This window comes from Streptomyces sp. NPDC023723 (assembly GCF_040639815.1).
Taxonomy (GTDB): domain Bacteria; phylum Actinomycetota; class Actinomycetes; order Streptomycetales; family Streptomycetaceae; genus Streptomyces.
On the sequence record NZ_JBFAAP010000019.1, the window covers coordinates 79,214 to 103,718 of the forward strand.

At 71.6% G+C, this 24,505-nt stretch carries 23 protein-coding genes; 6 read left to right on the top strand and 17 right to left on the bottom strand.

All coding sequences use genetic code 11. The features are described 5' to 3' along the window. Window positions 1–29: 29 nt before the first annotated feature. On the bottom strand, window positions 30–713 hold the full coding sequence (locus tag AB0G32_RS21020; protein ID WP_361165069.1) for a hypothetical protein: 684 nt from the start codon (window positions 711–713) through the stop codon (window positions 30–32). Further along, on the bottom strand, window positions 710–922 hold the full coding sequence (locus tag AB0G32_RS21025) for a hypothetical protein (protein WP_361165072.1): 213 nt from the start codon (window positions 920–922) through the stop codon (window positions 710–712). Before AB0G32_RS21025 ends, AB0G32_RS21020 begins: the two co-directional genes overlap by 4 nt. A gap of 193 nt (window positions 923–1,115) precedes the next feature. On the opposite strand from AB0G32_RS21025, the gene AB0G32_RS21030 reads away from it, so the two are divergent. Next, a complete protein-coding gene (locus tag AB0G32_RS21030) occupies window positions 1,116–2,774 on the top strand; it encodes a cellulase family glycosylhydrolase (RefSeq protein WP_361165075.1) in 1,659 nt (552 codons plus the stop codon). A 180-nt stretch (window positions 2,775–2,954) separates the two neighbouring features. Here AB0G32_RS21030 and AB0G32_RS21035 read toward each other — a convergent pair whose 3' ends face one another. From AB0G32_RS21035 to AB0G32_RS21070, 8 genes are all read right to left on the bottom strand, one after another. Next, on the bottom strand, window positions 2,955–5,966 hold the full coding sequence (locus AB0G32_RS21035; RefSeq protein ID WP_361165078.1) for a BTAD domain-containing putative transcriptional regulator: 3,012 nt from the start codon (window positions 5,964–5,966) through the stop codon (window positions 2,955–2,957). A gap of 257 nt (window positions 5,967–6,223) precedes the next feature. Further along, window positions 6,224–6,748, bottom strand: coding sequence for an NUDIX domain-containing protein (locus AB0G32_RS21040; protein WP_361165081.1), 525 nt, complete (start codon window positions 6,746–6,748; stop codon window positions 6,224–6,226). A 20-nt stretch (window positions 6,749–6,768) separates the two neighbouring features. Continuing rightward, window positions 6,769–8,043: a UbiD family decarboxylase gene (locus AB0G32_RS21045; protein ID WP_361165084.1), complete on the bottom strand. Its 1,275-nt coding sequence runs from the start codon at window positions 8,041–8,043 to the stop codon at window positions 6,769–6,771. After that, window positions 8,040–8,612 (bottom strand): phosphoribosyltransferase family protein, encoded by a 573-nt coding sequence (locus AB0G32_RS21050; protein WP_361165087.1) that lies wholly within the window; start codon window positions 8,610–8,612, stop codon window positions 8,040–8,042. Before AB0G32_RS21050 ends, AB0G32_RS21045 begins: the two co-directional genes overlap by 4 nt. After that, window positions 8,599–9,768 carry an IMP dehydrogenase gene (locus tag AB0G32_RS21055; RefSeq protein WP_361165090.1) on the bottom strand — a complete coding sequence of 390 codons (1,170 nt, stop codon included), beginning with the start codon at window positions 9,766–9,768 and terminating at the stop codon, window positions 8,599–8,601. Before AB0G32_RS21055 ends, AB0G32_RS21050 begins: the two co-directional genes overlap by 14 nt. Before the next feature lie 36 nt (window positions 9,769–9,804). Then, a complete protein-coding gene (gene folE, locus AB0G32_RS21060; protein WP_361165093.1) occupies window positions 9,805–10,422 on the bottom strand; it encodes a GTP cyclohydrolase I in 618 nt (205 codons plus the stop codon). Next, entirely contained in the window at window positions 10,423–11,094 is a 672-nt protein-coding gene (locus tag AB0G32_RS21065; RefSeq protein WP_361165207.1) for a 7-carboxy-7-deazaguanine synthase QueE, read from the bottom strand. It abuts the gene before it with no gap. A 56-nt stretch (window positions 11,095–11,150) separates the two neighbouring features. Further along, a complete protein-coding gene (locus tag AB0G32_RS21070; protein ID WP_361165096.1) occupies window positions 11,151–11,558 on the bottom strand; it encodes a 6-carboxytetrahydropterin synthase in 408 nt (135 codons plus the stop codon). 242 nt (window positions 11,559–11,800) lie between these two features. Here AB0G32_RS21070 and AB0G32_RS21075 point away from each other — a divergent pair, with 242 nt between their 5' ends. The 4 genes from AB0G32_RS21075 to AB0G32_RS21090 all read left to right on the top strand — a co-directional run bounded on the left by AB0G32_RS21075 (window position 11,801) and on the right by AB0G32_RS21090 (window position 15,923). Then, window positions 11,801–12,253, top strand: coding sequence for a DUF6027 family protein (locus tag AB0G32_RS21075; RefSeq protein WP_361165099.1), 453 nt, complete (start codon window positions 11,801–11,803; stop codon window positions 12,251–12,253). 116 nt (window positions 12,254–12,369) lie between these two features. Continuing rightward, window positions 12,370–13,791: a sulfatase-like hydrolase/transferase gene (locus tag AB0G32_RS21080; protein ID WP_361165102.1), complete on the top strand. Its 1,422-nt coding sequence runs from the start codon at window positions 12,370–12,372 to the stop codon at window positions 13,789–13,791. After that, a complete protein-coding gene (locus AB0G32_RS21085) occupies window positions 13,788–14,795 on the top strand; it encodes an arginine deiminase family protein (RefSeq protein WP_361165105.1) in 1,008 nt (335 codons plus the stop codon). Before AB0G32_RS21080 ends, AB0G32_RS21085 begins: the two co-directional genes overlap by 4 nt. Before the next feature lie 207 nt (window positions 14,796–15,002). Further along, window positions 15,003–15,923, top strand: coding sequence for a glycosyltransferase family 2 protein (locus AB0G32_RS21090; protein WP_361165108.1), 921 nt, complete (start codon window positions 15,003–15,005; stop codon window positions 15,921–15,923). A 93-nt stretch (window positions 15,924–16,016) separates the two neighbouring features. Here AB0G32_RS21090 and AB0G32_RS21095 read toward each other — a convergent pair whose 3' ends face one another. From AB0G32_RS21095 to AB0G32_RS21110, 4 genes are all read right to left on the bottom strand, one after another. Continuing rightward, window positions 16,017–17,114 (bottom strand): ABC transporter substrate-binding protein, encoded by a 1,098-nt coding sequence (locus AB0G32_RS21095; RefSeq protein WP_361165111.1) that lies wholly within the window; start codon window positions 17,112–17,114, stop codon window positions 16,017–16,019. Window positions 17,115–17,196: 82 nt separating this feature from the next. Continuing rightward, the gene (locus AB0G32_RS21100; protein WP_361165114.1) at window positions 17,197–17,928 is read right to left on the bottom strand and encodes an ABC transporter permease subunit; all 732 of its coding nucleotides are present in this window, start codon (window positions 17,926–17,928) and stop codon (window positions 17,197–17,199) included. A gap of 44 nt (window positions 17,929–17,972) precedes the next feature. Next, window positions 17,973–18,734 carry an ABC transporter permease subunit gene (locus tag AB0G32_RS21105; RefSeq protein WP_361165117.1) on the bottom strand — a complete coding sequence of 254 codons (762 nt, stop codon included), beginning with the start codon at window positions 18,732–18,734 and terminating at the stop codon, window positions 17,973–17,975. Continuing rightward, window positions 18,731–19,684, bottom strand: coding sequence for an ABC transporter ATP-binding protein (locus tag AB0G32_RS21110; RefSeq protein WP_361165120.1), 954 nt, complete (start codon window positions 19,682–19,684; stop codon window positions 18,731–18,733). The genes AB0G32_RS21105 and AB0G32_RS21110 overlap by 4 nt, the downstream gene beginning before the upstream one ends. Window positions 19,685–20,040: 356 nt before the next feature. On the opposite strand from AB0G32_RS21110, the gene AB0G32_RS21115 reads away from it, so the two are divergent. Next, the gene (locus tag AB0G32_RS21115; RefSeq protein WP_361165123.1) at window positions 20,041–21,486 is read left to right on the top strand and encodes an MFS transporter; all 1,446 of its coding nucleotides are present in this window, start codon (window positions 20,041–20,043) and stop codon (window positions 21,484–21,486) included. Between the two features lie 49 nt (window positions 21,487–21,535). Here AB0G32_RS21115 and AB0G32_RS21120 read toward each other — a convergent pair whose 3' ends face one another. The 3 genes from AB0G32_RS21120 to AB0G32_RS21130 all read right to left on the bottom strand — a co-directional run bounded on the left by AB0G32_RS21120 (window position 21,536) and on the right by AB0G32_RS21130 (window position 24,408). Continuing rightward, entirely contained in the window at window positions 21,536–22,891 is a 1,356-nt protein-coding gene (locus AB0G32_RS21120; RefSeq protein WP_361165126.1) for an MFS transporter, read from the bottom strand. 38 nt (window positions 22,892–22,929) lie between these two features. Then, window positions 22,930–23,130 carry a ferredoxin gene (locus tag AB0G32_RS21125; RefSeq protein WP_361165129.1) on the bottom strand — a complete coding sequence of 67 codons (201 nt, stop codon included), beginning with the start codon at window positions 23,128–23,130 and terminating at the stop codon, window positions 22,930–22,932. A gap of 75 nt (window positions 23,131–23,205) precedes the next feature. After that, window positions 23,206–24,408 carry a cytochrome P450 gene (locus AB0G32_RS21130; RefSeq protein WP_361165131.1) on the bottom strand — a complete coding sequence of 401 codons (1,203 nt, stop codon included), beginning with the start codon at window positions 24,406–24,408 and terminating at the stop codon, window positions 23,206–23,208. Window positions 24,409–24,505 lie beyond the last annotated feature (97 nt).

The window sequence follows — 24,505 nt, forward strand, 5'->3', positions numbered from 1 at the left end:
GCTTCCTGCCCTCCTTCCGTGCGAACCGGTCAGCCGCCATCGGTGGCCAGCAGGAACAGGACCGCCCCGACGACCACGAGCAGGGACCCCAGCATGGTCTGCACCCGGGCCCGGCGCAGGGCTCCCCGCACCTGCCAGGCATGGACGAGTTCGACCAGGGCGCGGCGACGGGCGGTGGCGTGTGCGGTGTTGACGCAGGCGGCGGTGAGCGCGCGGTTCAGTTCCGTGCGCAGGTGCTCGTCGCGTTCCCGCGCCAGCCGCGCCGTCAGCTTCACGGCCACGACGGTGTGCATACGGCAGGCCCGGTCGAGTTCGTCGGCGGTGGTGCCGAACGGGCCGAAGAACAGCTCGGGGGCGGTTTCGATCTCGGCGCGGAGGCCGGCGAGGGACGCGTCCTGGAGTGAGCGGAGCGTGGTGAACCGAGGGGTGAGCACCTCACCGGTCCACCAGATCGCCCAGAACACCCCCGTCAGCGCCAGGACGAGTCCGCCCGCGGCCAGGGCCACGTCACCGAGCCCGTGAATCTTGCCGATGGCGGCCAGCGGGAAGCCCCCGAGCAGTACTCCGCCGACTGCGGCGGTGGCCGCGATCGTCCAGCGTGCCACCGCTCGCATGTCGGCGACAGTGGCGTCCGCGAGCGTGCTGACGGCCGTCGGTTCCCCGGCCGCCGCAGGATTCCGCTGCTGCGTCAGCTCGGCGCGGGGTTCGCTCACGAGGAGGCGGGGCCGGGGCCGGGGCCGTTGCCCTCGCGGAAACGCGGTCCCGGGGAACCGTGGTAGTCATCGGGCAACTCTTCGTACAGCCGCCATGCGCTGCCGTCGTAGTGCTCGACCCGTCCCTCGGTGCTGACTCGGACGTCCCCGGTCTCCGGGACCTGCGCAACACCCGAGGCGGCGTCTTCTTCGCGTACCGATTCACTCACGCCGGCAACTCCCCCTGTGCTACCACTCGTTCAAAATCGAGTTTACCGCTCGGGCCGGTCTGCTCGCGGAAGTCGGCCGGCGGGATTCCAGAGCTTGCCGAGGACTTGACGTGTCCCTGACTCGCTGGCTTGATGGGAGCGCTCCCATAATTCCGTCCGGCAACCGCTTCCTTGCCTCACTCCAGGAGCCGCAGTGAGAACAACAAGAAGTACGACCCGCGCCGCCACCGCCTTATGGGCGGCCTTGATCACCCTCGTGGGCCTCCTCGCCCTCTCCCCGGGCCCCGCCCACGCCGCCGCCGAACCCCCCACCGCCGCCGCCACCGGTCTGCACATAGCCAACGGCCGCCTCCTCGAAGCCAACGGGAACGACTTCGTGATGCGCGGCGTCAACCACGCCCACACCTGGTACCCGGGCCAGACCCAGTCCCTCGCCGACATCAAGGCGCTCGGCGCCAACACCGTCCGGGTCGTCCTCTCCGACGGCTACCGCTGGTCCCGCAACACCCCCGAGGACGTCGCCGCCGTCATCGCGAGCTGCAAGGCCAACCGGCTGATCTGCGTGCTCGAAGTGCACGACACCACCGGCTACGGGGAGGACAGCGCCGCCGGCACGCTCGATCACGCCGCCGACTACTGGATCAGCCTCAAGGACGTCCTGGCCGGCCAGGAGGACTACGTCATCGTCAACATCGGCAACGAGCCGTGGGGCAACACCAATCCGGCCGGCTGGACCGCCCCCACCACCGCCGCGATCCAGAAGCTGCGCGCGGCCGGCTTCGAGCACACCATCATGGTCGACGCGCCGAACTGGGGCCAGGACTGGCAGCAGGTCATGCGCGCCAACGCGCAGGCCGTCTACGACGCCGACCCCACCGGCAACCTGCTCTTCTCCATCCACATGTACAGCGTCTTCGACACGGCCGCCGAGATCACCGACTATCTGAACGCCTTCGTCACCGCCGGACTGCCCATCGTGATCGGCGAGTTCGGCGGCCCCGCCGACGCGTACGGCGACCCCGACGAGGACACCATGATGGCCACCGCCGAGCAGCTCGACCTCGGCTACCTGGCCTGGTCCTGGAGCGGCAACACCGACCCGATCCTCGACCTCGTGCTCAACTTCGACCCGGCGCAGATGACGTCCTGGGGCGAGCGCATCTTCCACGGCGCGAACGGCATCGCCGCGACGGCCGAGGAGGCCACGGTCTTCGGCGGCGGCACGCCGGACACCCAGGCGCCGACCGCCCCCGGCACGCCGGTCGCGTCGGCGGTCTCGGCCACGTCGGTCACTCTGAGCTGGCCCGCCGCCACGGACAACGTCGGCGTCACCGGCTACGAGGTGGTCCGCGTCACCGGCTCGACGCAGACGGTGGCCGCGTCCGCCACGACCACGACGGTCACCGTCCCGTCCCTGACCGCCGGCACGGCGTACACCTTCGCCGTCTACGCCAAGGACGCGGCCGGCAACCGGTCCGCCCGCTCGGCCACGGTCACCGTCACCACGGACGAGGACACCGGCACCCCGGGCGCCGCCTGCTCCGTCGGCTACCGGGTGGTGGGGGAGTGGCCCGGCGGCTTCCAGGGCGAGATCACCGTCCGCAACACCGGCACGGCGGCGGTGAGCGGCTGGACGCTGGGCTTCACCTTCCCGGCGGGCCAGACCATCACCAACATGTGGGGCGGTACGCCGGCCCAGAGCGGTTCCGCGGTGACGGTCGCCGCCGCGTCGTACACGTCGGCGATCCCCGTGAACGGGTCGGTGACGGTGGGCTTCACGGGCACGAAGCTCGCCACCAACGCCGCTCCCACGGCGTTCGCCCTCAACGGGACCGGTTGCTCCGTCGGTTGAGGGAGGCGGTGAACGCCGCGTCGGCGGGGGAGGCGGTACGGAGGCCGGTGCGAGGTCCCGGCCGGGGTTCCGGTGTCCCGCCCGCCGGCGCGGCGCGTGTCCGCGGAAGGGGGCGCCGGTTGCCCCGCCGGCACCGCGGTACGGGCGGGAAGTCCTGCTGCCTGGCGCCCGTCCTCGACCTCACCTCCGCCGCAGCGCTTCGAAGAGCCTTCTGGCCTCCGCCGCCTCGGGGAGTCCGAGACCGGCGAGCAGCGTCCACGCGCGTTTGAGGTGGCGCTGGGCCGTGTCGGCCTGCCCGAGGTCCATGTGCACCCGCCCCAGCACCATCAGGGCGCACGCGTGGTCACGCACGGAGCCCAACTCGCCGCACAGGGCGGCGGCCGTCGTCGCGTGGCCCAGGGCCTCTCGCGTGCGGCCGGTCACCCGTAGCGTCTCGGCCAGTTGGTAGAGCGTGTACGCCTCCCGGTCGCGTGCGCCGACGGAGCGGGAGATCTCCAGGCACTCGGTGAACCGCGCCAGCGCCTCGTCGTACCTCCGCCGCTCGTGCTCGGCCAGGCCCAGCGCGTACAGCGCGTAGGCCTCGCCCGCGCGGTCCCCCAGGTCACGCAGGAGCACGAGCGCCGTCTCGCAGGCGGCCACGGCCTGGTCCACGCGCCCGCGGCGCAGCCAAGCCAGTGCCGCGTTGACGGTCGTACTCGCCTGCGCGGACCAATGGCGCAGCTCACGGGCGAGGGCGATGGCTTCGTCGTAGTGGGCGATGGCCTCGTCGTAGCGGTGCGCGTAGTGCACGGCGAGGCCGAGGTCGTTGAGTGCCTGGCGCAGGATGACGGTGTCCCGCGCCTGCCGTGCCGCCGCCACGGCGGCCGAGGCGTGCTTCTCCGCCTTGGCCGGGGAGTCGGTCTGCAGGGCCAGCGTGCTCTGCAGCTGATGCGCCCGGCCGACGGTACGCAGGTCGCCGATCTCCTCGGCCCGGCGCAGCAGGGCGCTCACGGCCGTCGCGAGCTGCCCGCGGCGCGCGTCCCGGTGGGAGAGGGGGCTGACGGCGATGAGCAGGTCGACGGCGGCGCGCAGCAGGTCGGTGCGCGGCATCGGGTGCCGGTCGGCCACTCCGATGGTCAGCGCCGCGATGTTGCCCATCTCCTCGGCGCTCCAGGCCTGTGCCGCGTGGATGTCCGCGAAGCGCAGGCCCGGCGCGGTCCCCGGGCCGTGGACCTGGATCACTGGATCGCCCGGCACCAGGTGGGCGAAGGCGTGCCAGGCGGTGGCCGACAGATGGGCCAGCAGCCGTTGCAGCGCCTCGTCGCCCTCCTGGTGCCGCTGCCGGGCGTAGATGCCGAGCAGGTCGTGATAGCGGTAGCGGCCGGGCCGGGGCGATTCCACCATGGCGGCGTCGACCAGTGACTCCAGCAGCTCCATCGTGGTGTGCTCCGGCAGCGCCAGCGCCGCGGCGGCGGCCGGCACCCCGATCTCGGGTAATCGGACCGTCGCCAGCAGCACGAAGGCTCGTGCCTGCTCGGCCGTGAGCTGCCGGTAGCTCATGTCGAACACCGCGCTGACATCAATGTCGCCCAGATGCAGTTCCCCGATCCGTGACGTCTCGTCGTCGAGGAGGGCGGACAGCGCGGCCAGGGACCACAGCGGGCGGACGGCCAGCCGGGCGGCGACGATCCGGATGGCCAGCGGCAGGTGGGCACAGGCTTCGACGAGCTTTTCGGCCTGGGTCCACTCCGCGGCCAGGCGCTGCTGCCCGATCACCGAGCCGAGCAGGTCGAGCGCCTCGTCGGAGGAGAAGGCCTTCAGGCCGAACTGGTAGGTCAGCGGCGCTTCGAGCAGGGGCCGCCGGCTGGTCACGACGACCCCGCACTCGCCGGGGCCGGGCAGCAGGCGCCGGATCTGGGCCACGTCGCGCACGTTGTCCAGCACCAGGAGCACCTGCCGGCCGTAGAGCAGGGACCGGAACAGCGCGCCGCGCTCGTCGAGCGGGTCGGGCACGTCCTCGGCGGGGACACCGAGGGCGACGAGGAAGCCGGCCAGCACCTCGGCGGGGCCGGCGGGCATGTCGTCGTTGCCGTGCAGGTCCGCGACCAGCTGACCGTCGGGGTAGGCGGGCCGTACCAGGTGCGCGACATGCAGGGCGAGGGCCGTCTTGCCGATGCCGCCCATGCCGTGGATGGCGACCGAGACCGCTGTTCCGCCCCGGGGCGCGGTGAGCAGGTCGTGAAGTTGGGCGACGTCCGACGTCCGGCCGGTGAAGTCCGGCAGGTCGGCCGGCAACTGCTCGGGAACCGGTACCGCGGGACCGCCCTCCGCCCGGGGCCGGGGCGCGGCAGCCGGTGCGCCGCCCGCGGCGGCCGAGGGTGTCGTGCCGGACGGGAGTACGGCCTGCGGGGCGGCCGACGCGTTGCCGCTCGACGCCGACGCGTTCCCGCTCAGCAGGGACGGGTCGCTCTCGAGGATTCTGCGTTGCAGGGCCAGGAGGTCGGTTCCCGGGTCGATGCCCTGCTCCGTCACCAGCCGGTTCCTGAACTCGCTGAACACGGACAGCGCGTCCGCCTTCCTCCCGGCCGCGTAAAGGGCCCGCATCAGCAGTCCGTGCGGGCCCTCGTGCAAGGGGCGGGAGGCGGTCAGCTCCTTCAGGAAGGGGATGACCATGTTGTGCTGCCCGTCGGCGAGGGCGAGGTCGATGCACTCCTCCTGGATGGTGACGCGTAATTCCTCCAGGCGCGCCCGGTGCCGTTGGGCGAAGGGGCCGGGCACGCCGACCAGGGGGTCGCCGCGCCACAGCCGCAATGCCTCCTCCAGCAGCGCGATCGCCTTCTCGTTCTGTCCGGCGGCGCGGGCCTGCGTCGCCGCGTGCAGCAGGGACTCCGCGTTCCACGCGTCCAGCGCCTCCGGCGGTACCCGCATCTGGTAGCCGTCCCCCACGGACACGAGGAGCCGCGGCATCGTGGGATCGGGTTCCAGCAGCTTGCGCAACTGCCAGGCATAGGTCCGCACGGTCGTCACGGCCCGGGTCGGCTGGTTCTCCCCCCACAGCGCCTCGATGAGCGTGGCCATGGAGACCGCCTGTCCGTGGCGCAGGAGCAGGGTGGTGAGCACGGCCTGCTGCTGTGGTGGACCTACGGCGATCTCGCTGTCGTCCCGGTAGGCACGAACCTCTCCGAGCAGGAAAAAGCGACCCCGTTGCGCCATACGCAGGCCTTCCTTGTCCCCACCGCCCTACCAGGACCAGTACGGCGGAGTGACCCCCAAGTACCCAGGGTGGACCAGCTGTTCACGTGCCGCCGCCTGAAGGATAGGGCAAAAATCATATGAATGGACGAGGGAAGGCCGTCCGGTCATCGGCTCACCAGCGGGTTCGGCATCCCGAACAGATTGACCTCAAGTCAGCGGCTGGTAACGGTACTTGACATACGGGAGAGCGGCTCGTACGTCCGTCCGGCCGGGGCTCACGGCCGCCCGGCGCGGGCACCCGCCGACGTGGCGACGCCGCTCACTCGCATGACGTGCATCGTGATGCCGTCGCCGGCCAGGGCGCGGTCGATGTCGGGCGCGGAGAACGCGGCGAGGCCGGCGTCGGTGAGGATCTGCAGGTCGGTCGAGTGCAGCGGGAGGTCTCCGATACGCGCCTGGCGCACGGCACCCACGTTGTGTCCTTCGAAGCCGTCGGACACCTTGTGGATCCCGTCCGCGAGGAACGCGAACATCAGCAGGTGGTACCGCCCCTGGGCCCACCGCCCCATGAACTCGTAGACGGCGAACGGCGCGCAGGACTCCACCAGGCAGCCGGTCTCCTCGTGGGCCTCGCGGATCGCGGCCGCTTCGGCGGACTCGCCCGGCTCGACGCCGCCCCCCGGCAGCAGCCAGCTCCCGGCGTAGGGGCCCTTGAGCTGGTGCACGAAGGTGACGGTGCCGTCCGGGCCGGGCAGCACCATCAGCGCGACGGGCAGGGGGCGGGAGAAGCGATCGGTCATGGTGCGCGTTCCTCAACTCGTCAGTACTCGACGGGGCGTCCGGCCGGAGGCACGACCAGGGCGAGGCCCAGCCGCTCGCCCTCGACCCGGCCCTTGCGATAGTACGGTTCGCGGTGGCTGACGAAACCGTAGGTGGCCAGCGCCTGGCCGACATGGCCGAGATCGGGCCCGCACAGCACCAGCTTGCACCGGACGTCGAACCGCATCGCCGCGCGGACCAGCTCCAGGTCGGGGGCGTCGGTCTCGATCGACACGACGAACTCGCCGCGCGCCTCGACCGAGTAGCGCACCGAACGCACCGGCACGCCGAGCCCGGTGAGGTGCGCGTACATCAGGTACTCGTTCTGGAAGCTCATCAGGGTCAGCCCGGACTCGGCGCCCGCGACGATGCTCGGCCACGGGGCACCGGGGCGGGCGGCCACGCCGGTGAGGTCCAGGACGAACCCCTCGCGCCGCTCCACGTAGTAGCCCTTGAACTCGCCGAACGGACCCTCGGTCTCCCGCTCGTCGCGCACCAGACCGGTCAGGACGTGGGTGGCGTCGGCGGGTACCGGCGGCGTGCCGTGCACGGTGATCTCCGCGCGCAGCAGCCGTGACGCGATCTGGTAGTCGTCGCCCTCGGCGGGCAGCCGGGAGGCTGCCACGACGGCGTGCACCGGATCCGCTCCCAGGAAGACCGACAGCGGCATGGGCCGGCCCGCCGCGGCCCACTCCCGGAGGTTGCGGTGGGCGTCGGTACGCGGGTCGAGGAAGATCCGGGCCCGGTGCGCGGAGACCACCTGCACACAGTAGAAACCGAGGTTGACGCCGGAGCCGTCCGGTCGCGTGGTCACCCCGATCCCGGCGGTCACGTAACGTCCGCCGTCGCCCGGGCGGTGCTGAAGCACCGGGAGGTCGTCCAGGCTCTTCAGGGCCGTCAGCTCCCGCGCGGCGCCGTCCGCGCGGTCGAGGGCGGGCAGCACCGGGTGCGGGGCCCCGGCCAGCCGGGCGGCCATCTCCGCCAGGTGGGGGCCGTCGGCCACGCCGAGCGCCGCGAGCAGGACCGCGCGCGGGTACGGGTGGCCCAGCACGCGGGTCCCGGGGCGGTCCGCGAGCCGGGTGAAGACGGTGGTGGGCCGCGCGCCGTGGCGCCGTTCCAGCTCGGCCAGTGTGCGGGCCACCTCCACCTCGGTGCTGAGGGGCCGGTCGCACACGTAGACGTCCACCGCCTCGTAGCAGGCGGGCAGCCCGTACTCGGACGGCGCGGCCCGGGTCAGGCCGCTGCCGGCGAAATCGGGCGGCGGCCCCCCGCTCACGCGGGATCCAGGAGCAGCGGCCGGGCGCCCGGGGTGCGGCCCCAGCCCTGCTCCCAGGGGAAGACGACCCAGTCGTCGACGACCGCGGGACAGTAGTCCGGGACGACCGCGCAACGGTGGTTGCGGACCAGGGCCGCCAGGCGCACGTCGGCGGCGGCGACGCCCGCCGCCGTCAGGTCGGCGCTGACCAGGTCCCAGGTGGCGCCGGTGCCCACGATGTCGTCCACCACCAGGACGGTGCTCCCGGCCTCGGGAGCCGGCCCCTCCCGCTCCAGCAGCGGAGGACGCTTGGCCGCGTACTGGCTGTCGTCGTGGGTGCGGCGGACGCGGACGGTGTGCATCCGCGGCACGTCCAGGGCGCAGGTGAGGTAGCCGGCGGCGAGCAGGCCGCCGCGCGCCACGCCGAGGACCGCGTCCGGCACGAAGCCGTCGGCGCGCACCGCCGCGACGATCCGGTCGAGCATCTCCTTGAGACCGTCCCAGCCCAGCTCGTAGGGGCCCTGCCGGGTCCACATGCCCGGCTGCTCACCGGCCACGGTGGTCCCGTCCACCGCCTCACGACCGTTCACTGCGCACCGCCTCGGAGACGTGGTCGATGTCGATGTGCTCGGTGCGGGCGCGGATGTGCGGGGTGTTCTCGACCTGGCCCGCCGAGGTGACCCTGACGAACTGGGCCCGTTCGCGGAACGCGTCGAGCCCGGTGGCGCCCGAGTAGCTGAGTGCCGACTGCACGCCCCCGGTGAGCTGGCGCAGGGTCCGCTTCAGCGGGCCGGTGTACGCGAAGGTGGCCTCCACGCCCTCCGGCACGTAGTCGTCCACCTCCTCGGCCGTGATCCGCTGCCCGGCGGCCCGCCGCAGCGTCAGGTCCATGCCGAGCGACACGAAGCCGCGGCTCGTCTTGAATCTGCGGCCGTCGCGCTCCGCGGGCAGCGCCTCGCTCTCCTCGGAGCCCGCGAGGAGACTGCCGAGCATGACCGCGCAGGCGCCGGCCGCCAGCGCCTTGGCGATGTCCCCCGACTGCCGGATGCCGCCGTCGGCCACCACCCGCACCCCCCGCCGGGCGGCCTCGGCGGCACAGTTCAGGATGGCGGTCAGCTGGGGCACGCCCGTGCCCGCCACCAGCCGGGTGGTGCACACGCCGCCCGGTCCGATGCCGACCTTGACCAGGTCGGCGCCGGCTTCGGCGAGATCGCGGACACCGGCCTCGGTGGCGACGTTCCCCGCCATCAGGGGCAGTCCGGGATGGGCGCGGCGCAGTGCCGCGACGGCTTCCAGCACCTGGTCGCTGTGCCCGTGCGCCACATCGACCACCAGCAGGTCGGCCCCGCCCTCGACCAGCAGGCCGGCCCGCTCCCGCCAGTCCCCGGTCACCCCGACCGCGGCGGCCGCCGCGAGCCGCCCGGTCGCGTCCAGCGTCGCCCCGGCCTTCTGTTCCTCGGCGGTCGGGTCGTACGACTTGACCGAGCGGAGCTGGTCCGCCTGCTGGCCGGCGGTCTGCATCCGGTGCAGTACGCCGAGTCCGCCGTTGAGGGCCATGCCGATCGCCATCCGGTCACCGGTGCACCACTGCGTGTTGGCCGACACGACGGGGATGCGCAGCCGCAGGCCGGGCAGGAACTCCGTGCTCAGGTCGGCGTGCCGACGGCTGCGCAAGGAGGTGCGCTGGGGTACCAGCAGGACGTCGTCGAAGCTGAGCCCGGTCTGCGGCTCGGTGATGATGTGCATCTCGTGTCGCGGTTCCTCTCTGGGCCGGGTACCGGGTCAGTGGGGGCCGGTACCCGTGGCGGACGACGGCAGGAGCGCGAGGAACTCCGCACGCACGGCGGGATCGGCGAACGCCCCCCGCCAGGTGACCGTGGTCATCGTGGCCGGGGTACGGATGCCCCGCATGGCCATGCACAGGTGCTCGCCCCGGCACAGCACCGCGATGTCGGCGGACGCGGTGAGTTTGGCCACCATGTCGGCGATGTCCGAGGTCAGCCGTTCCTGCAACTGCAGGCGGTGGGCGTGCTGGTGGGCGATCCGGGCGAACTTGCTGAGTCCGAGCACCTGCCCCTGCGGCCGGTACCCGATGGTGACGTTGCAGGAGAACGGCAGCAGATGGTGTTCGCACAGGGACCAGACCTCGATCCCGGAGACACAGACGGTCTCGGTGGTGCTGGCGGACTCGAAGACGGTCTCCAAACTGCCCGGTTCGTACGTGGTGAACTCCCGCCACCAGCGTGCCCAGCGGGCGGGTGTTCCGCTCAGTCCCTCGCGTTCGGGATCCTCACCGAGTTCCAGCAGCAGTTCCCTGGCGATGCGCTCCAGGGGATCGGGCTGCCGCTGGGCGGCCTTCGGCGGCAGGAACGGTGTCGAGGTGTCGACGTCATGGCCCATTCATACTCCCCGCTGGTTTCCCCAAAGAGTCACGTGCAGCCTCCCGGTCAGGTTCCATCGGCGGGCGCTGACCGGATCGGCGAGGGCCCGCAGTCCGTCGGTGATCTCCTCGGGCGACTGACCGCGCGGCATGATCCAGATGTTCTCGAGCGCGTGATCGCGCACCACTTGCTCCACCTCGGCGAGGTCGTCGGTCCGGGAGCACACGAACTTGAAGCAGGTACCCGCGACCGCATTGAACGCCTTGAGCGTTTCCGGCACCAGCCTCCGCTCCGCGGCGATGCCGGAGTGGGCGAGTTTGGGGGACACGTTGAAGCGCACGCCGGCGGCGGACAGCTCCGGTGCCGGCGCGACGGTCCCGTTGGTCTCGATCTCCACTTCGGCGCCGGCCGCGCGCACCGCGTCGACGACGGGCAGCAGCCGCGACTGCTGGTTCAGCGGCTCACCGCCGGAGACGACCACCAGGCCGGTTCCGAAGGCGACGAGCCGTGCGGACACCTCCTCGGCGGTCATCGGATGCAGTTCGTCGGCCGGCCGGTGCGCGACGCCCGACTCCGAGCGTCCCGTCCAGTCCCAGGTGTAGGGGGTGTCGCACCAGCTGCAGGTCAGATTGCAGCCGCCGAGACGCAGGAAGCAGCACGAACGGCCTGTTGACGGGCCCTCACCCTGGATGGATCAGGTGGGGCCGAAGATTTCGTTGACGACGAGCTTCGGCCTGTCCATGTGCCTCACCTCCTCACGTCGTTCCGCTCGCCCGACGACACCGACGCGGCCGGCCGGTAGGTGGCCCAGGTCTTCGGTGTCTCGGACACCCGGACCGCTGTCAGGTCCGGGAACTCGCTCCGCCACTTGCCGTGGACCCACCGGGCGAGGTTCTCCGCGGAGGGGTTGAGGTCCGGCGGCAGGACCTCGTTGAGGTGCCGGTGGTCCAGGACCTCGTCGACCCACTTCTTCAGCGAATCCAGCTCCCGGTAGTCCCGTACGAATCCCGCGCGGTTCAGCTCGTCGTCCGCGCAGGAGAGTTCGACGACCAGAATGTAATTGTGCCCGTGCAGCCGGGTGCACGGATGGTCCAGCGGCAGGTGCGCCAACTGGTGACTGGCGGAGAAGTGGAACTCCTTGGTGATGAACAGCATCCGCTACTCCTTCTCACCCTGGACAGCTCGCGGTGAAAGGATCGGTCCAGGGGCTCAGAAATGGCGTGGCTCGGCGCCGGGACGCCGCTGGGAAGGGCTGCGTCCAATTCTTAGCCCGTCCCGGCTCCGGCTGTACAGCGCGGTACGACGAACACCCGGCCGTCCCCAGCAGGGCGGTTGCGCGGCCCTGCGCACGCCGGAACACTCGTCCCGGACTGTCGGGATCCAGAAGGGAGACCCGGGTGGCGAGTGAATCGTCCAGGACGGACACGTGGGTCAGCGAGGACGGCGAGGACGTGGTGTGCCTGCGCCGCTGGCGTGGCACCTGGCCGCCCGACGACCCGCATGCCAACTTCAAGTCGGACGTCGTGGGGTACGGCCTGCTGGACCCACTGCACACCGTGCGCGGCATGTCACACAACCTGGACATTCCCATCGGGGCCATCGCCCGTTACGTGCTGGCGCGGTGGGCCACGGGAGGCAGCGGCGGTCTGCTGGAGATCGGCCCGGTGATGATCCACCGGCTCTGGCAGCCGGTCGCCCGGGCCGAGGAGGCCGGCACCGACGAGGCCCGGCTCGCCGCCTACGACCAGCTGAGGCAGATGCTCTCCTGGCTGAAGCTGCCGCTGGACAACCCGGAGATCTATCCCCCTCAGGCGGAGGACCGGGATGCGCGGGGACCGGCCGGGGACTGACGAACCCCCGTCCCGTCCGCGTTCCCGCGGTGCCGCCCGAGCGCCGTTCAACCGGAGACGTTCCCCAGTCGAACGTCACCTCCTGCCGTCGAACAGCCCACCGGAGGCGCATTCCCGTGCATGAACCGAGCCAGTACGACCACATCGTCCTGGTGTCCGTCGACACACTGCGCAGCGACGCGATGTCCGCGCATCCGAAGCCGCTGTGGCCGCACACCTACCGCGACGTCCGCCCGGTGCGCACCACGGTGCTGGACACGCTGGCCGCACGGGGGGCCTACTTCCCGAACATGATCAGCGCCGCGCCCTACACGGCGGCCTCGCACGGTGCGATATTCACCGGCCGTTATCCGCTGCACAATGGGCTGCACGAGTTCTACAACGGCTCGTTGCAGGCACCTTCGGTATTCACCTACGGCCGCGACGACGGGCGCCGTACGGTGATGAAGGTCGACTTCCCCATCATCCTGGGAAAGGAACTCGGATTCACCCGGGACATCGACACCTATCTGATAGAGAAGGACGACGCCTTCATCGACGCCGTGGCTTCGGCGGATCGCACCGTCGCCCTCGCGCACTTCGGCGGTGTGCACGTCCCGTACGGATTCCACAATCTGACGCTGGGCGGCGACGCCTACCGGGAGAAGGTGGCCGAGCTGGAGGCCGGGCTCCCGGACGAGCTGCCCTTCGTCGACCGGCTGGTGGAGACCTACCGGGACCCCGAGGACGCGGACCTGCTGATGCGGTACAAACGCATCACCACGTACCTGCACCGCGAGGGCGCCTACGACCAGCTCTTCCAGCTGTACCTCGACGGCGTCGAGCACTTCCTGGCCACCCGCCTGGAAGGCTTCCTGGACCGGCTCACCGAACGGGTCGCCGCCACCGGCAAACGGATACTGCTGGTCCTGTTCGCCGACCACGGCGAGGAGTTCGACGAGCAGACCAACGGCCACTTCAACTCCATGTCCGAAGGCGTGCTGCGGGTCCCGCTGATCATCGTCGGCGACGGGATCCGCCCGGGCACGCACGAGCAGCGGATCCGTACGGTCGACATCGCGCCCACGGTGCTGGACCTGGCCGGCGTCCCCGTCCCGGCCACGGAGTCCTTCGACGGACACTCCCTCGCCCGCGTGGCGCGCGGTGAGACCCGCCTCGACGCGGACGCGCCCGCCGTCGCCGAGTCCTACAACGTCGAGCTGAACGACTTCATCGCCTTCCAGGAGCGCCAGCTCAGCGGACGGCCCCCCGGCCCCCTGCCGCACTTCCTGGTCGGGCACGCCGCCTACCTGGGGGACCGCAGGGTGGTACGGATGGCGCGGCACTACTCCGACGCGCTCCAGCGGGCCCGGCCCTACGACAGTGTGCGCGTCGAACGCTTCGACGCCGACGGGGTGCCCAGGGCGGTGCCGGACGACGACGGCGCCGACCTGCTGGCCATGCTCGACGACTACCGCGCCGCCCTCAGAGAGCCCAAGCAGACCACGGTGACCGACGAGATGCGGGGCCAGCTGCGCTCCCTCGGCTACTCGGTTTGAGCGGCTTCGGCATGGACGGCGTGCGCACCGACCGGCCGGAACGGCCCAGCACACTGGGCGGGCCCGGCTGGGTGCCCCGGCACGACAGCCACGCCGCGGAGGTCGCGGCCGGCTCGGCCTGGGCGACCTGCGGCTACCGCGCGGAGAGTGATCCGCTGCGGGCCGTGCTCCTGGCCCGGCCGCCCGACAGCGTCGGGGCCGTGACGGACGCCGGCGGGCAGCTGATGACGGAACGGGTCGACCTGGGGCGGCTGCGCGCCCAGACGGACGCGGTGGCCGAGGCGTTCCGGGAGGAGGGCGTCACGGTCCACCTGGCGCACCCGCCGCCGGACGCCCCGCCCAACGTGATCTTCCTGCGCGACCTGTTCCTGGCCACCCCCGAGGGAGCGGTGCTGGGACGCACCGCCTCGGCGCAGCGGGCCGGAGAGGAACGGCACGCGGCGATCGCGCTGGCCACGGCGGGCATCCCGATCCTGCACTCGGTCCGGGGCACCGCCACGTTCGAGGGCGCCGACGCCCTGTGGATCGACGAGGAAACGGTGCTGGTGAGCGCCGGGTTCCGGACGAACGAGGCCGGCGTCGCCGCGCTGCGGCGGGTGCTGGACGAGCAGGGGGCGACGGTGCTGACGGTGCCGCCCGGCCCCGGAGTGCAGCACCTGCTCGGCTCGATGGTCCCGGTCGGCCCGCGCCGGGCGGTGCTGCACGCGGCCGCCGCGGGAGCGGAACTGCGGGCCGCTCTGCGCGCCCGGGACTACGAGCTGATCGAGTTCGAGCCCGACGACGAGGTGGTGGACCGACGCGGCCTCAACATCGTGACCCTGGCCCCCGGCCGGGTCCTCATGCCGGACGGGTGCCCGCGCACCCGGCGGCGGCTGGAAGCGGCCGGGGTCGGCACCCGGGTCGTGGACGTCGGCGAGTACGTCCGGGCGGCGGGCGCCCTCGGCTGCCTCACCGGCATCCTGCACCGGTCGGCCGCCCCGCGACCGGCGGGGCGCGCCTCGTGACATCGCGGCCGGAGTTGCGAACCGATAGGCTCAAGCGCCGTTCGGCGGTGACCGGTTGAGCTTCCGGCTCCAGGTCCGCACCGGCGCGGGGGACGCCTTCGCGGGGGACTCGTCGCGACGCGGTCCGAGCCGGCCCGCCGGACGCCGCGCGCGGTCCCTCCCTCTCCTGGCCGCCCGAAGCCCCACACCCGAAAGGAACCGACAGCCTTGCTGGTCAGTGTCGTCATCCCCACCTACAACCGTCCGGAACGGCTGGCCGTCGCCCTCCAGAGCGTGCAGACGCTGGACTTCGACCACCGGGAGCTCGAGGTCGTCGTCGTCAACGACAACGGCGCTCCGGTCGACCACGTGGTCGAGGCAGCCGCCCGGACCCTGGACGTGCGGCTCGTCAACCAGCCGGTACAGGGCGGCCCCTCCGCGGCGCGCAACGCCGCGCTGGAGATCTCCCGGGGCGAGTACGTCGCCTTCCTCGACGACGACGACGTCTTCAGCCCGCAGCACCTGGCCGGCACCCTGCCCCTGCTGCAGAGCGGGGCCGACATGGTCTACGTCGACATCAACATCGCGCGGACCCGGGTCACCGGCACGACGATCGACGACGCCGAGGTCCTCGTCCGGGTGAACTTCCCCTACGACCGGGGGCTGCTGGAGATCACGAATCACTTCGCGCCGTCGGCCGTGGTGTGCCGCTCCCCCCGGGCGGCCGGGGCCTTCTTCGACACGGCGATCCCCGTCGAGGAGGACTGGGACTTCTTCCTCGGGCTGGCCCGCACGCACGGCTACCGGGTGGTGCACCAGCCCAAGGTCGCCATCGCCCTGCACCGGATCCCCGGCGTCGAGAGCCTGACGACGCCGACCTCCGACGACGCCGCGGCCATGAAGGTCTACGAGGACTGCTGGCACCTGATCTGCGAGCGCTACCCCGCCACCACCGAGCGCACCCGGCAGGTGCGCCGGTTCATGCCGGTCATGTACGAGATGGCGTACGCCAGGCTCAAAGCGGGTGTCCCCCTCGACCACCACTACTACGAGCGCACGCTCCAGGTCCTCTACCGGGCGCTCGGCGATCCCCGGCCGTCCGCCGGGCAGGTCGAGGACGAGCTGCGCGCGGCCCTGGAAGGCCACTGACCACCAGGACCCACCGCTGCGGCGTCGGCGACCTCTCGGCGGGGGCCCGGGGCACGCGTCAGTGCCCCGGGCCCCCGCCGGGCCGGGACGCCGTCACAGCCGGGCTCGGCCGCGGTAGACGGCGTCGAGGACGCCGGCGTCGACGACCCCGTCCGGGTCCGGCAGATCCTTGACGCCCGCGGCGCGCAGACCCGCGTACATGGGCCCGCCCAGGCGCTCGACGTCCATGCGGAGCAACCCCTTCTCACGCGTCAGTTCGCTCTCCATGAAGGTGTTCTGGGTCTCGTTGCCGCGGATCTGCTGGTCGAGGCCCAGGCCGAGGTCCGCGCCGTACTTGTCGACGACCAGGCGGGCCGCGGGCTCGGGGTCCGCCAGGTTCTCCTGCCAGCCGCGGATGGTGGCGCGCATGAACCGCTGCATGACGTCCCCCCGCTGCTTGAGGAACGCCTGCTTGCAGTACACGATCGTCGCGTAGGCCGGCAGCCCCAGTTCCTCGTAGGTGACCGCGACGAAGTCCTTGTCGGGCTTCATGTTGTGCTTCAACTCCAGAGTGACCGGCTGGTCCGTCATGTAGCCGGTCAGAACCTTGCCCCGCTTCTTCAGGAGCGGGTCGACCGTGGAGCCGATCAGGACCAGTTCGTAGTCCCGCTTCAGACCCGCCAGCTCGAAGATCGCGTTCAGCTGCGGTTTGGCCCCCACCTGGCCCAGGACCGTGGCTCCCACCAGGTCCGCCGGCTCGCGCACCGGATCGGACGCCAGGGAGAGCAGACCGCCCGGGTTGGTCTGCAGCACCGCCCCCACCATCTTGAAGTCGTTGCCCTTGGCGATGGCCTGCAACAGGATCTGCATGTTGGCGTGCACGCCGATGTCGGCCTGGCCGTTGGCCAGCAGCGAGGTGGTGTCCGGGGTGTTGGGCCCGCCGCCCTGGAACTCGACGCTGAGGTCTTCCTCCGCGTAGTAGCCGGCCGCGTCCGCGTTCCAGAACCCGGCGAACTCGATGTCCTTGAGCCAGCCGAGCGCCACCCGGACCTTGTCCTTCGAGGACGACGCCTGGGAACTGCCGGCGTCGCTGCACGCGGAGAGGAGACCGCCCCCGAGGGCCGCGGCCCCCGTGACACCGGCCGACTTCAGTAAGTGCCTGCGGGACCACGGCTGCGCGGTCTCGTTCTGCCGGGAACTGCTGCGGTTCATGGGCATGTTGTACGGCCTTCTCGTGCGGAGCGGGAGGTGATCGGCTCGGGGCGACGGGAGACGAGTCGTCCCGCGCAGGGGGTCAGCGGAACAGGGGTGAGTAGCGGCGTTCGGCGCCGCGGGCGGTCACGAAACAGGCGACGGAGACCACGGTGGCGATCAGCGCACCGCCCCAGGCCCGCTGCGGCGCCACGAAGATCGTCGCGTCGGCGAAGAGGGTGCCCAGGCCGTCCCGGCCCAGCAGGTACTCCGCCAGCATCGCGGCCAGTACCGCCGAGGGGGCGGTCAGCCGCAGCGCGACGAGCAGATGGGGGACCGCGTGCGGCAGCAGCAGTCTGCGCAGCACCATCGGCCGGGAGGCGCCGAGGACGGTGAAGACGTCGGTCATGGCGGGCGGCGCCGAACGCAGTCCCGACAGCACCATCACGAAGGTGGGGAAGAAGGAGACCAGGGTGGTGACCGTGGTCACCGCCGCCGCACCGTACCCGGCCACGAAGGCGATCACCGGGATCATCGCCACGACGGGCACCGACCGCATGATCAGCATCAGCGGCGTCAGCAGGCCCGAAACCAGCCGGGAGGACCAGACGGCGACGGCACAGCACACCCCGAGCCCCATGCCGAGGACCAGACCGACCACCGAGTTCAGCACCGTGTGCGCGAGGGCGCCCGTATAGGCGGAAGGGTGGCCGAAGACGTCGCTCACCACGACGTACGGCGCGGGCACCACGATCTCGTTCAGGTGGCGCAGCCTGACCCACAGCTCCCAGGCGAGCACCAGGGCCAGTACCGTCCAGTACCGGTTGAGCAGCATGCCAAGGGCCGTCGCGAGGCGCCGAAGCGGTGTGCGGGGAGTACTCACTGGAACCTCCACGCGAGCAGGGAGCGAAGGGCGCCCATCACCGCGTAGGACGCCATGGCCAGCAGCGCGGCGGTCAGCCCCGCCGCCCACAGCAGCAGGGTCTGGAAGTTCTGCATGGTGCTGACCAGCAGAGTGCCCAGTCCGCGCGGGGCGCCGAACCACTCGCCGACGATGGCGCCGAGGACGGCCGCCGGGGCCGCCTGGGTGAGTCCGTCCAGCACCATCGGCACGGCCGCCGGCAATTGCAGCCGCAACAGCGTGGTGGTCCGCGACGCGCCGAGTGCGGCCAGCACGTCCCGGTGTGCCGCGCTCGCCGCGTCCAGGCCCGACGTGATGGAGACGAACATGACGAACCCGACCGCCAGCGCCGCGATCACGGTCGAGCTGCCCTCGCGCCCCACGGTGGCGATCAGCAGGGGGCCGAGCGCGATCAGCGGCACGGCGTTGACGACGGCCGCCAGCCGGTCCAGGCCCGCTCGCAGCACCGGCAGCAGAACGCCGAGCACCGCGACGCCGAGCGCGACGAGGGTGCCCACGAGCAGCCCGAGTCCGGCCGCGTCGGCGGTGGCCCTCAGTGACCTGCCGAGCAGCGGCCGGGTGACCGGGTCGCTCAGGACGTCGAGCAGTTCGCTGAGCGGCGGCCAGTTGTCACCGAACACCTGGGACCGGCCGATCCCCTCCATCGCGGCGACCGCCAGCACCGTACCCGCCGTCACCAGCAGCCCGCCGGGCACCCGGCCGGTCCGCGCCTCCCTCACCGGGCCCGCTTCGACAGCAGGCCGCGGTTCGGCCGCGCGGTCCCCTCGGTGCCGGCGCCGCCGTCGACGATGTCGCCGTCCAGCAGTGCCGTCAGCCGGTCGACGACGTCCCGGAACGCGGCCTCCCGGGTCAGCCGGCCACCTCGCGGGCGGCGCAGCTCGATCTGCTCCACGTGCCGCACCCGGCCCGGCCTGCCGGTCAGGACCACCACTCGGTCGGCGAGCAGCACGGCCTCCTCCACGTCGTGGGTGACCAGGAGGGTGGTGATGCGCTGCTCCGACCAGATACGGGCCAGTTCGAAGTTCAGCCGGCGCCGGGTCACCGCGTCCAGCGCGCCGAACGGCTCGTCCAGCAGGAGTACGTCGGGGTCGAGTACGAGCGCCCGGGCGATGGCGGCCCGCTGGCACATGCCGCCCGACAGCTGGCGCGGGCGGGCGTCGGCGAAGTCGGCCAGCCCGGTCAGCCGGAGCAGCTCGGCGATCCGGGCGTGGTCGACCGGACGGCCCGCGGCCCTGAAGGGCAGCGCGACGTTGTCGGTGACGCTCGCCCACGGGAGCAGTGCGTGCTGTTGGAAGGCCACGCCGAGCCGGTGCTCCCCGACCAGCGCGGCCGGCCTGCGCCCGTGCGCGCTGACCTGACCCGAGGTGGGTTCCTCCAGGCCCGCGAGCAACCGCAGCACCGTGGACTTCCCGCAGCCGGACGGCCCGAGCAGACTCACGAACTCACCCTTGCCTACGGTGAGATCGACATTTTCGAGTGCCACGGTGGTACGGCGGCGTTTCAGTGGAAAGTGCTTGGTGACTCCGCGCAGCTCCAGTGCCGCCGGTCCGGAGCGCTCCGCGCCGTCGAGCAGGGCGGTGGGCTCTCGCTGCTCGCCGACAGCCGCAGGTCCGTCCCCTCCGGTGCCGGGGACGGCTGGTGGTATCGAGGCAGGGGCGGACTCACCCATCGCATCACTCCCAGATCGGATGGCTGTCGGGGTGCCGCCCGACGCGGTCAGGCGGCCCGTCGCCGACGGAGATTAGTACAGGGATTCAGTCCGTGACCACGATGTTCGATCACCGCGCGGTGCCACGGACCTGCCGCGGGCCGACGTGCCGGTGAACCCCCGAAAGGGGTATCGAAGGTGATCTGAACATGTGGCACCTCGGCTAGGGTCGTCGTGGACCAATGACAGGCCGCTCATGGCAGCAGGCCACCTTCCGTGGCGAGCCGCGCCGTCTCCCCGGGACAGCATTGGCGCCGGAGCCGTCGGCTGGAAGCACGCACGGTCCCGCGGCCGACCCGAGGGGAAGAGTGAACGGCATGAGCCATTTAGCGGCGGAGCGAAACCGGCCGGACCGGGAGGCGGCCAAGCGCGTGGCCCCGGTCTGGGCGGTACTCGCGGTGGTGTGCGGCGGCCAGTTCCTCGTCGTGCTCGACGTCTCCGTGGTCAATGTGGCACTGCCGTCGATACGCGCCGACCTGGGACTCGGCGAGACCGGACTGCAGTGGGTCGTCAGCGCCTACGTGCTCACCTACGCCTGTCTGCTGCTGCTGGGCGGCAGGATCGCCGACCTCTTCGGCCGCGAACGCACCTTCCTGGTCGGGCTGGGCCTGTTCACAGTGGCCAGCCTCGTCGGCGGCCTCGCCCAGGGGCCGTGGATGCTGGTCGCCGCCCGCACGTTGCAGGGCATAGGCGGCGCGGCGCTCGCCCCGACCACACTGTCGATCCTCACCACCTCCTTCCCCGAAGGGGCCCAGCGCGCCCGGGCCATCGGCACCTGGACCGCCGTCGGTGCCGGCGGCGGCACCGCGGGCGGCCTGATCGGCGGTCTGCTCACCGACTACCTCTCCTGGCGCTGGGTCCTGCTGGTCAACGTACCGATCGGCGCGTTGCTGCTGGTGGGCGCGGCGCTCTGCCTTCCCGTGCGGCGCGGCGGTCTCGCCCGGCGGCTCGACATGTCCGGCACCGTGCTGGTGACAGCGGGCGTCGCCGCGCTCGCGTACGGCATCACGACGAGCGAGCCGCACGGCTGGACGTCCGGTCAGGCGCTGCTGCCGGTCGCCCTCGGCCTGATCGCACTCGTGCTCTTCATCCGGGTCGAGTCGCGGACCGCCGAACCTCTCGTCCCGCTGGGCCTGTTCCGGCTGCGGTCGGTGTCCGTCGCGAACACGGTCCTGTTCGCCGTCGGCGCGGCAACCTTCGCCATCTGGTACTTCCTCTCGCTGTACATGCAGAACGTGCTTCACTACAGTCCGGTGCGCACCGGGCTCTGCTTCCTGCCGCACACCGTCTCGGTCATCGTGGGCTCCAAACTGGCGCCCCGGCTGATGAACCACGTGGACGGGCGGCTGATCGGCGCGACCGGCGGACTGCTCGCGGTCGGCGGCATGCTCTGGCAGAGCACGCTCAGCGCGCACGGCACGTTCGCCGGCTCGATCCTCGGACCGGGCGTCCTGACGCTGACCGGCGTCGGACTGCTGATGACACCGGTCACGACGGCGGCCACCGCCGGGGTGCCGATGTCCGAGCAAGGGGTGGTCTCCGGACTGCTCAACACCGCGAGCCAGTTGAGCGGCGCACTGGGCCTGACGATCCTCGCCACGGCGGCGGCCAACCGGATCTCCGCCTTCCACGGAGGGGTCGGCGACGCCGGGGAGGCGCTCGTCTCGGGGTACGCGGTGGCCTTCCGGATCGGCGCGGTCTTCCTGCTCGTCGGCACCGCCCTGATCGCCCTGTTGCCGAAGTGGGCACCACGGCAGCCGTGAGACCGCGACCGCCACCTCCTGGGAGGCAGCGGTCCGTCTCGCGCCCTTCCTACCTGGCGGGATCAGTCAGCGGCGGCTCGGGCCGGGCGGACGCCTCACCGGGCCGGGGGATCCGGCCGGCGATCACCGCGGCGGCGGCCACCGCGAGGCAGCCCCACAGCAACTGGATCCCCGGTGTCGCGGTGCGCGCCGATCCCGCGAGGGCGACGGCCACCAAGGGTCCGAAGCTGGCTATCGTCGCGCCCAGTTGGTAGGTCACCGCGAGGGCCGAGTACCTGTGTTCCGGCGGGAACAGGTCGATCAGGAAGGCCGAGATCGCCCCGTAGACCGCGGCGTGCCCGATCCCCATGGCCAGGACGAAGGTCAGGACGATCAGCATCTGGTCGCCCGAGGCGAGCCACCGGGGCGCCACCAGACTCACCAGCGCGCACATCGCGTAGCCGAAGAGCAGCACGGGGCGGCGCCCCAGGAGGTCGGAGAGCAGACCGGTGAGCGGCAGCATCAGCGCCTCCACCAGCGCGCCGACCAGCAGCCCGTTCAGCACCTTCGTACCGTGCCCGGTCCCCGGGCCCGACGAGGCGTAGGACAGCAGGTAGACCGAGTAGACACTGACGATCATGGCCAGGCCCAGTGAGGCGAAGGCACCGCGGGCGATGGGCGTCCACCCCTGCCGCACCACCCCGGCCAGCGGCACCTTCCTGCGCTCGCCCGTCTCCTGGACGCGTACGAACTCCGGGGACTCCGTCACCCCGCGCCGGACGAACACGCCCACGACGACCAGGACGATGGAAGCGAGGAAGGGCAGCCGCCAGCCCCAGGTCATCAGCTGCTCCTCGGGCAGCTGGGAGACCAGCCGGAAGACCACGGTGCTCCCGAACAGCCCGAGCGGGAAGCCCGCCCCGGGGAAGCTGGCGTACAGGCCGCGACGGTTCAGGGGCGCGTGCTCACCGCTCATGAGCACACCGCCGCCCCATTCACCGCCGATGCCGATGCCCTGCACCACTCTCAGGAGCACCAGGAGTACCGGGGCCAGGATCCCGGCCTGCTCGTACGTCGGCAGCACACCCACCAGGAAGGTGGCGGTGCCCATGATGAGCAGGGTGAGCACCAGCATCGACTTGCGGCCGATCCGGTCCCCGAAGTGCCCGAAGAGGACGCCGCCGAGGGGGCGGGCGACGAATCCGGCGGCATACGTGGCGAACGAGGCGAGCATGCCCGCCGTCGGCGACTGGCCGGGGAAGAACAACGGCCCGAGCACCAGGGCCGAAGCGGTGGAGTAGAGGTAGAAGTCGTACCACTCGATGGCACTGCCGATCGTGCTGCCCACCAGGACGCGGCGGGAGATCGCACGGTCCGTGGCGGCGGGCCCGCCGACCGGGGCCTCAAGACTCTCGGCAGCCGTCAACGCCGGCCTCCAGGAGGTCTGTTCCTCTCATTCACGGCTCAGTCGTCCTCCACCACGTGGATCACCGAGGTGGGACAGAGGTGCGCGGCCGTCCGCACCACGACGTGCTGCGAGGGTGGCGGCACGGCGTCCAGCAGCAGCACCAGGCCGTCCTCCTCCCGCTGGTCGAACACCTCCGGGGCGGCTTCCACACACTGGCCGCCCCCACAGCACTTCTCCTCGTCGAGTTCGATCCTCATCGCGTCTCCTTCACCCCGTTCCGTCCACCGTCCACCGTGCGCCGCTTCCGACCGCCCCCGCGGGCGCTCCCGCCGTCACCATGTGACCGGCAGCGCGTTCACCGAGTACACGACGTTCTCCTCACGGAAGGAGACCTCCTCAAAGGGAACGGCCAGGCGCAGCCCGGGAAAGCGTTGGAAGAGCGCGGGCAGCGCGATCTGCAGTTCCACCCGGGCCAGGTACTGGGCGATGCACTTGTGCAGCCCGTGACCGAAGGCCAGGTGGTGCCGCGACTCGCGGTCGATGTCCAGCTCGTCGGGGGCGTCGAAGGCGGCGGGGTCACGGTTGGCCACATGGATCGGCAGGACCAGGCCCTCGCCCGCGCGGACGGTGACGCCGCCGATCTCCACGTCCTCGGTGGCCACCCGGCGCAGCCCGACGTGCACGATCGACAGGAACCGCAGCAGTTCGTCGATGGCGGCCGGGACGACCTCGGGCCGGGTGATGAACCGCTGGAGCTGGTCGGGGTGGCGCAGCAGGGTGACCGCGCCGAGGCCGATCATGCTGGCGCTGCTCTCGTGCCCGGTGATGACCAGCAGCCCGGCCATGCCGGCGATCTCACGCCGGGTCAGCTCACCGGTCCGCAGGCGGTTGACGACGAGATCACTGAGCAGGTCGTCGCCGGGGTTGTGCTCCTTCTCCTCGACGAACTGCATCATGTACTCGGCGATGCCGGTGCGCGCGGAGAACGCCGTCCCCTCGTCGAGCCGCATGTCTCCGACGGTCGAGGAGTTGGTCAGGAACAGACCGCGGTCGGCGTGCGGGATGCCCAGCAGTTCGCAGATCAGGTGGGAGGGCAGCGGACGGGCGAAGTGCTCGTACAGGTCGACCGGGCGGGGCCGCTGCTCCATGTCGTCGAGCAGTTGGTGCGTCAGCTCGGTGATCCGAGGACGCATCCGGTCGATGTTCTTGACCATGAACGTCCTGGTCAGCGTTCTGCGGACCTTGCCGTACTCGGGCTGGTCCATCTGCGTGAAGTTGCCGACGGCCTGCTGGGGCTCCTCCGGGCGGGGCGAGGGGAAGCCCTTCCTGGTGACGTCGGAGCTCATCCGGGGGTCGCCGAGGACTTCGCGCATCTCGTCGTAGCGGGTCACCAGCCACGCGGGCTCGCCGTTGGCCTGGGTGATGCGACGGATGGGCCCCTCGGTGCGCCAGCCGGCGTACATGGTGGGCGGGTCGAGCGGGGACGCGTCCCGATGGAAAGGGAGGGCCGGAGCCACCGAGTCGGTGCCGGTCATGAGGACAACCACCTCCACACTGGTCTGCTGAAGGGCGCCTGGGAGATCGCGGAACGGGATGCCGGTGCCACCATCGTCTGTGCCGGCGCGTTATGGC

What these genes read in the sequence shown, in the direction of transcription:
- AB0G32_RS21035 (WP_361165078.1), bottom strand. Translation starts at nt 5,966, where the DNA reads ATGGCGCAACGGGGTCGCTTTTTCCTGCTCGGAGAGGTTCGTGCCTAC.
- AB0G32_RS21040 (WP_361165081.1), bottom strand. Translation starts at nt 6,748, where the DNA reads ATGACCGATCGCTTCTCCCGCCCCCTGCCCGTCGCGCTGATGGTGCTG.
- AB0G32_RS21055 (WP_361165090.1), bottom strand. Translation starts at nt 9,768, where the DNA reads ATGCACATCATCACCGAGCCGCAGACCGGGCTCAGCTTCGACGACGTC.
- folE (WP_361165093.1), bottom strand. Translation starts at nt 10,422, where the DNA reads ATGGGCCATGACGTCGACACCTCGACACCGTTCCTGCCGCCGAAGGCC.
- AB0G32_RS21070 (WP_361165096.1), bottom strand. Translation starts at nt 11,558, where the DNA reads ATGCTGTTCATCACCAAGGAGTTCCACTTCTCCGCCAGTCACCAGTTG.
- AB0G32_RS21095 (WP_361165111.1), bottom strand. Translation starts at nt 17,114, where the DNA reads ATGAACCGCAGCAGTTCCCGGCAGAACGAGACCGCGCAGCCGTGGTCC.
- AB0G32_RS21100 (WP_361165114.1), bottom strand. Translation starts at nt 17,928, where the DNA reads ATGCTGCTCAACCGGTACTGGACGGTACTGGCCCTGGTGCTCGCCTGG.
- AB0G32_RS21110 (WP_361165120.1), bottom strand. Translation starts at nt 19,684, where the DNA reads ATGGGTGAGTCCGCCCCTGCCTCGATACCACCAGCCGTCCCCGGCACC.
- AB0G32_RS21115 (WP_361165123.1), top strand. Translation starts at nt 20,041, where the DNA reads ATGAGCCATTTAGCGGCGGAGCGAAACCGGCCGGACCGGGAGGCGGCC.
- AB0G32_RS21125 (WP_361165129.1), bottom strand. Translation starts at nt 23,130, where the DNA reads ATGAGGATCGAACTCGACGAGGAGAAGTGCTGTGGGGGCGGCCAGTGT.
- AB0G32_RS21130 (WP_361165131.1), bottom strand. Translation starts at nt 24,408, where the DNA reads ATGACCGGCACCGACTCGGTGGCTCCGGCCCTCCCTTTCCATCGGGAC.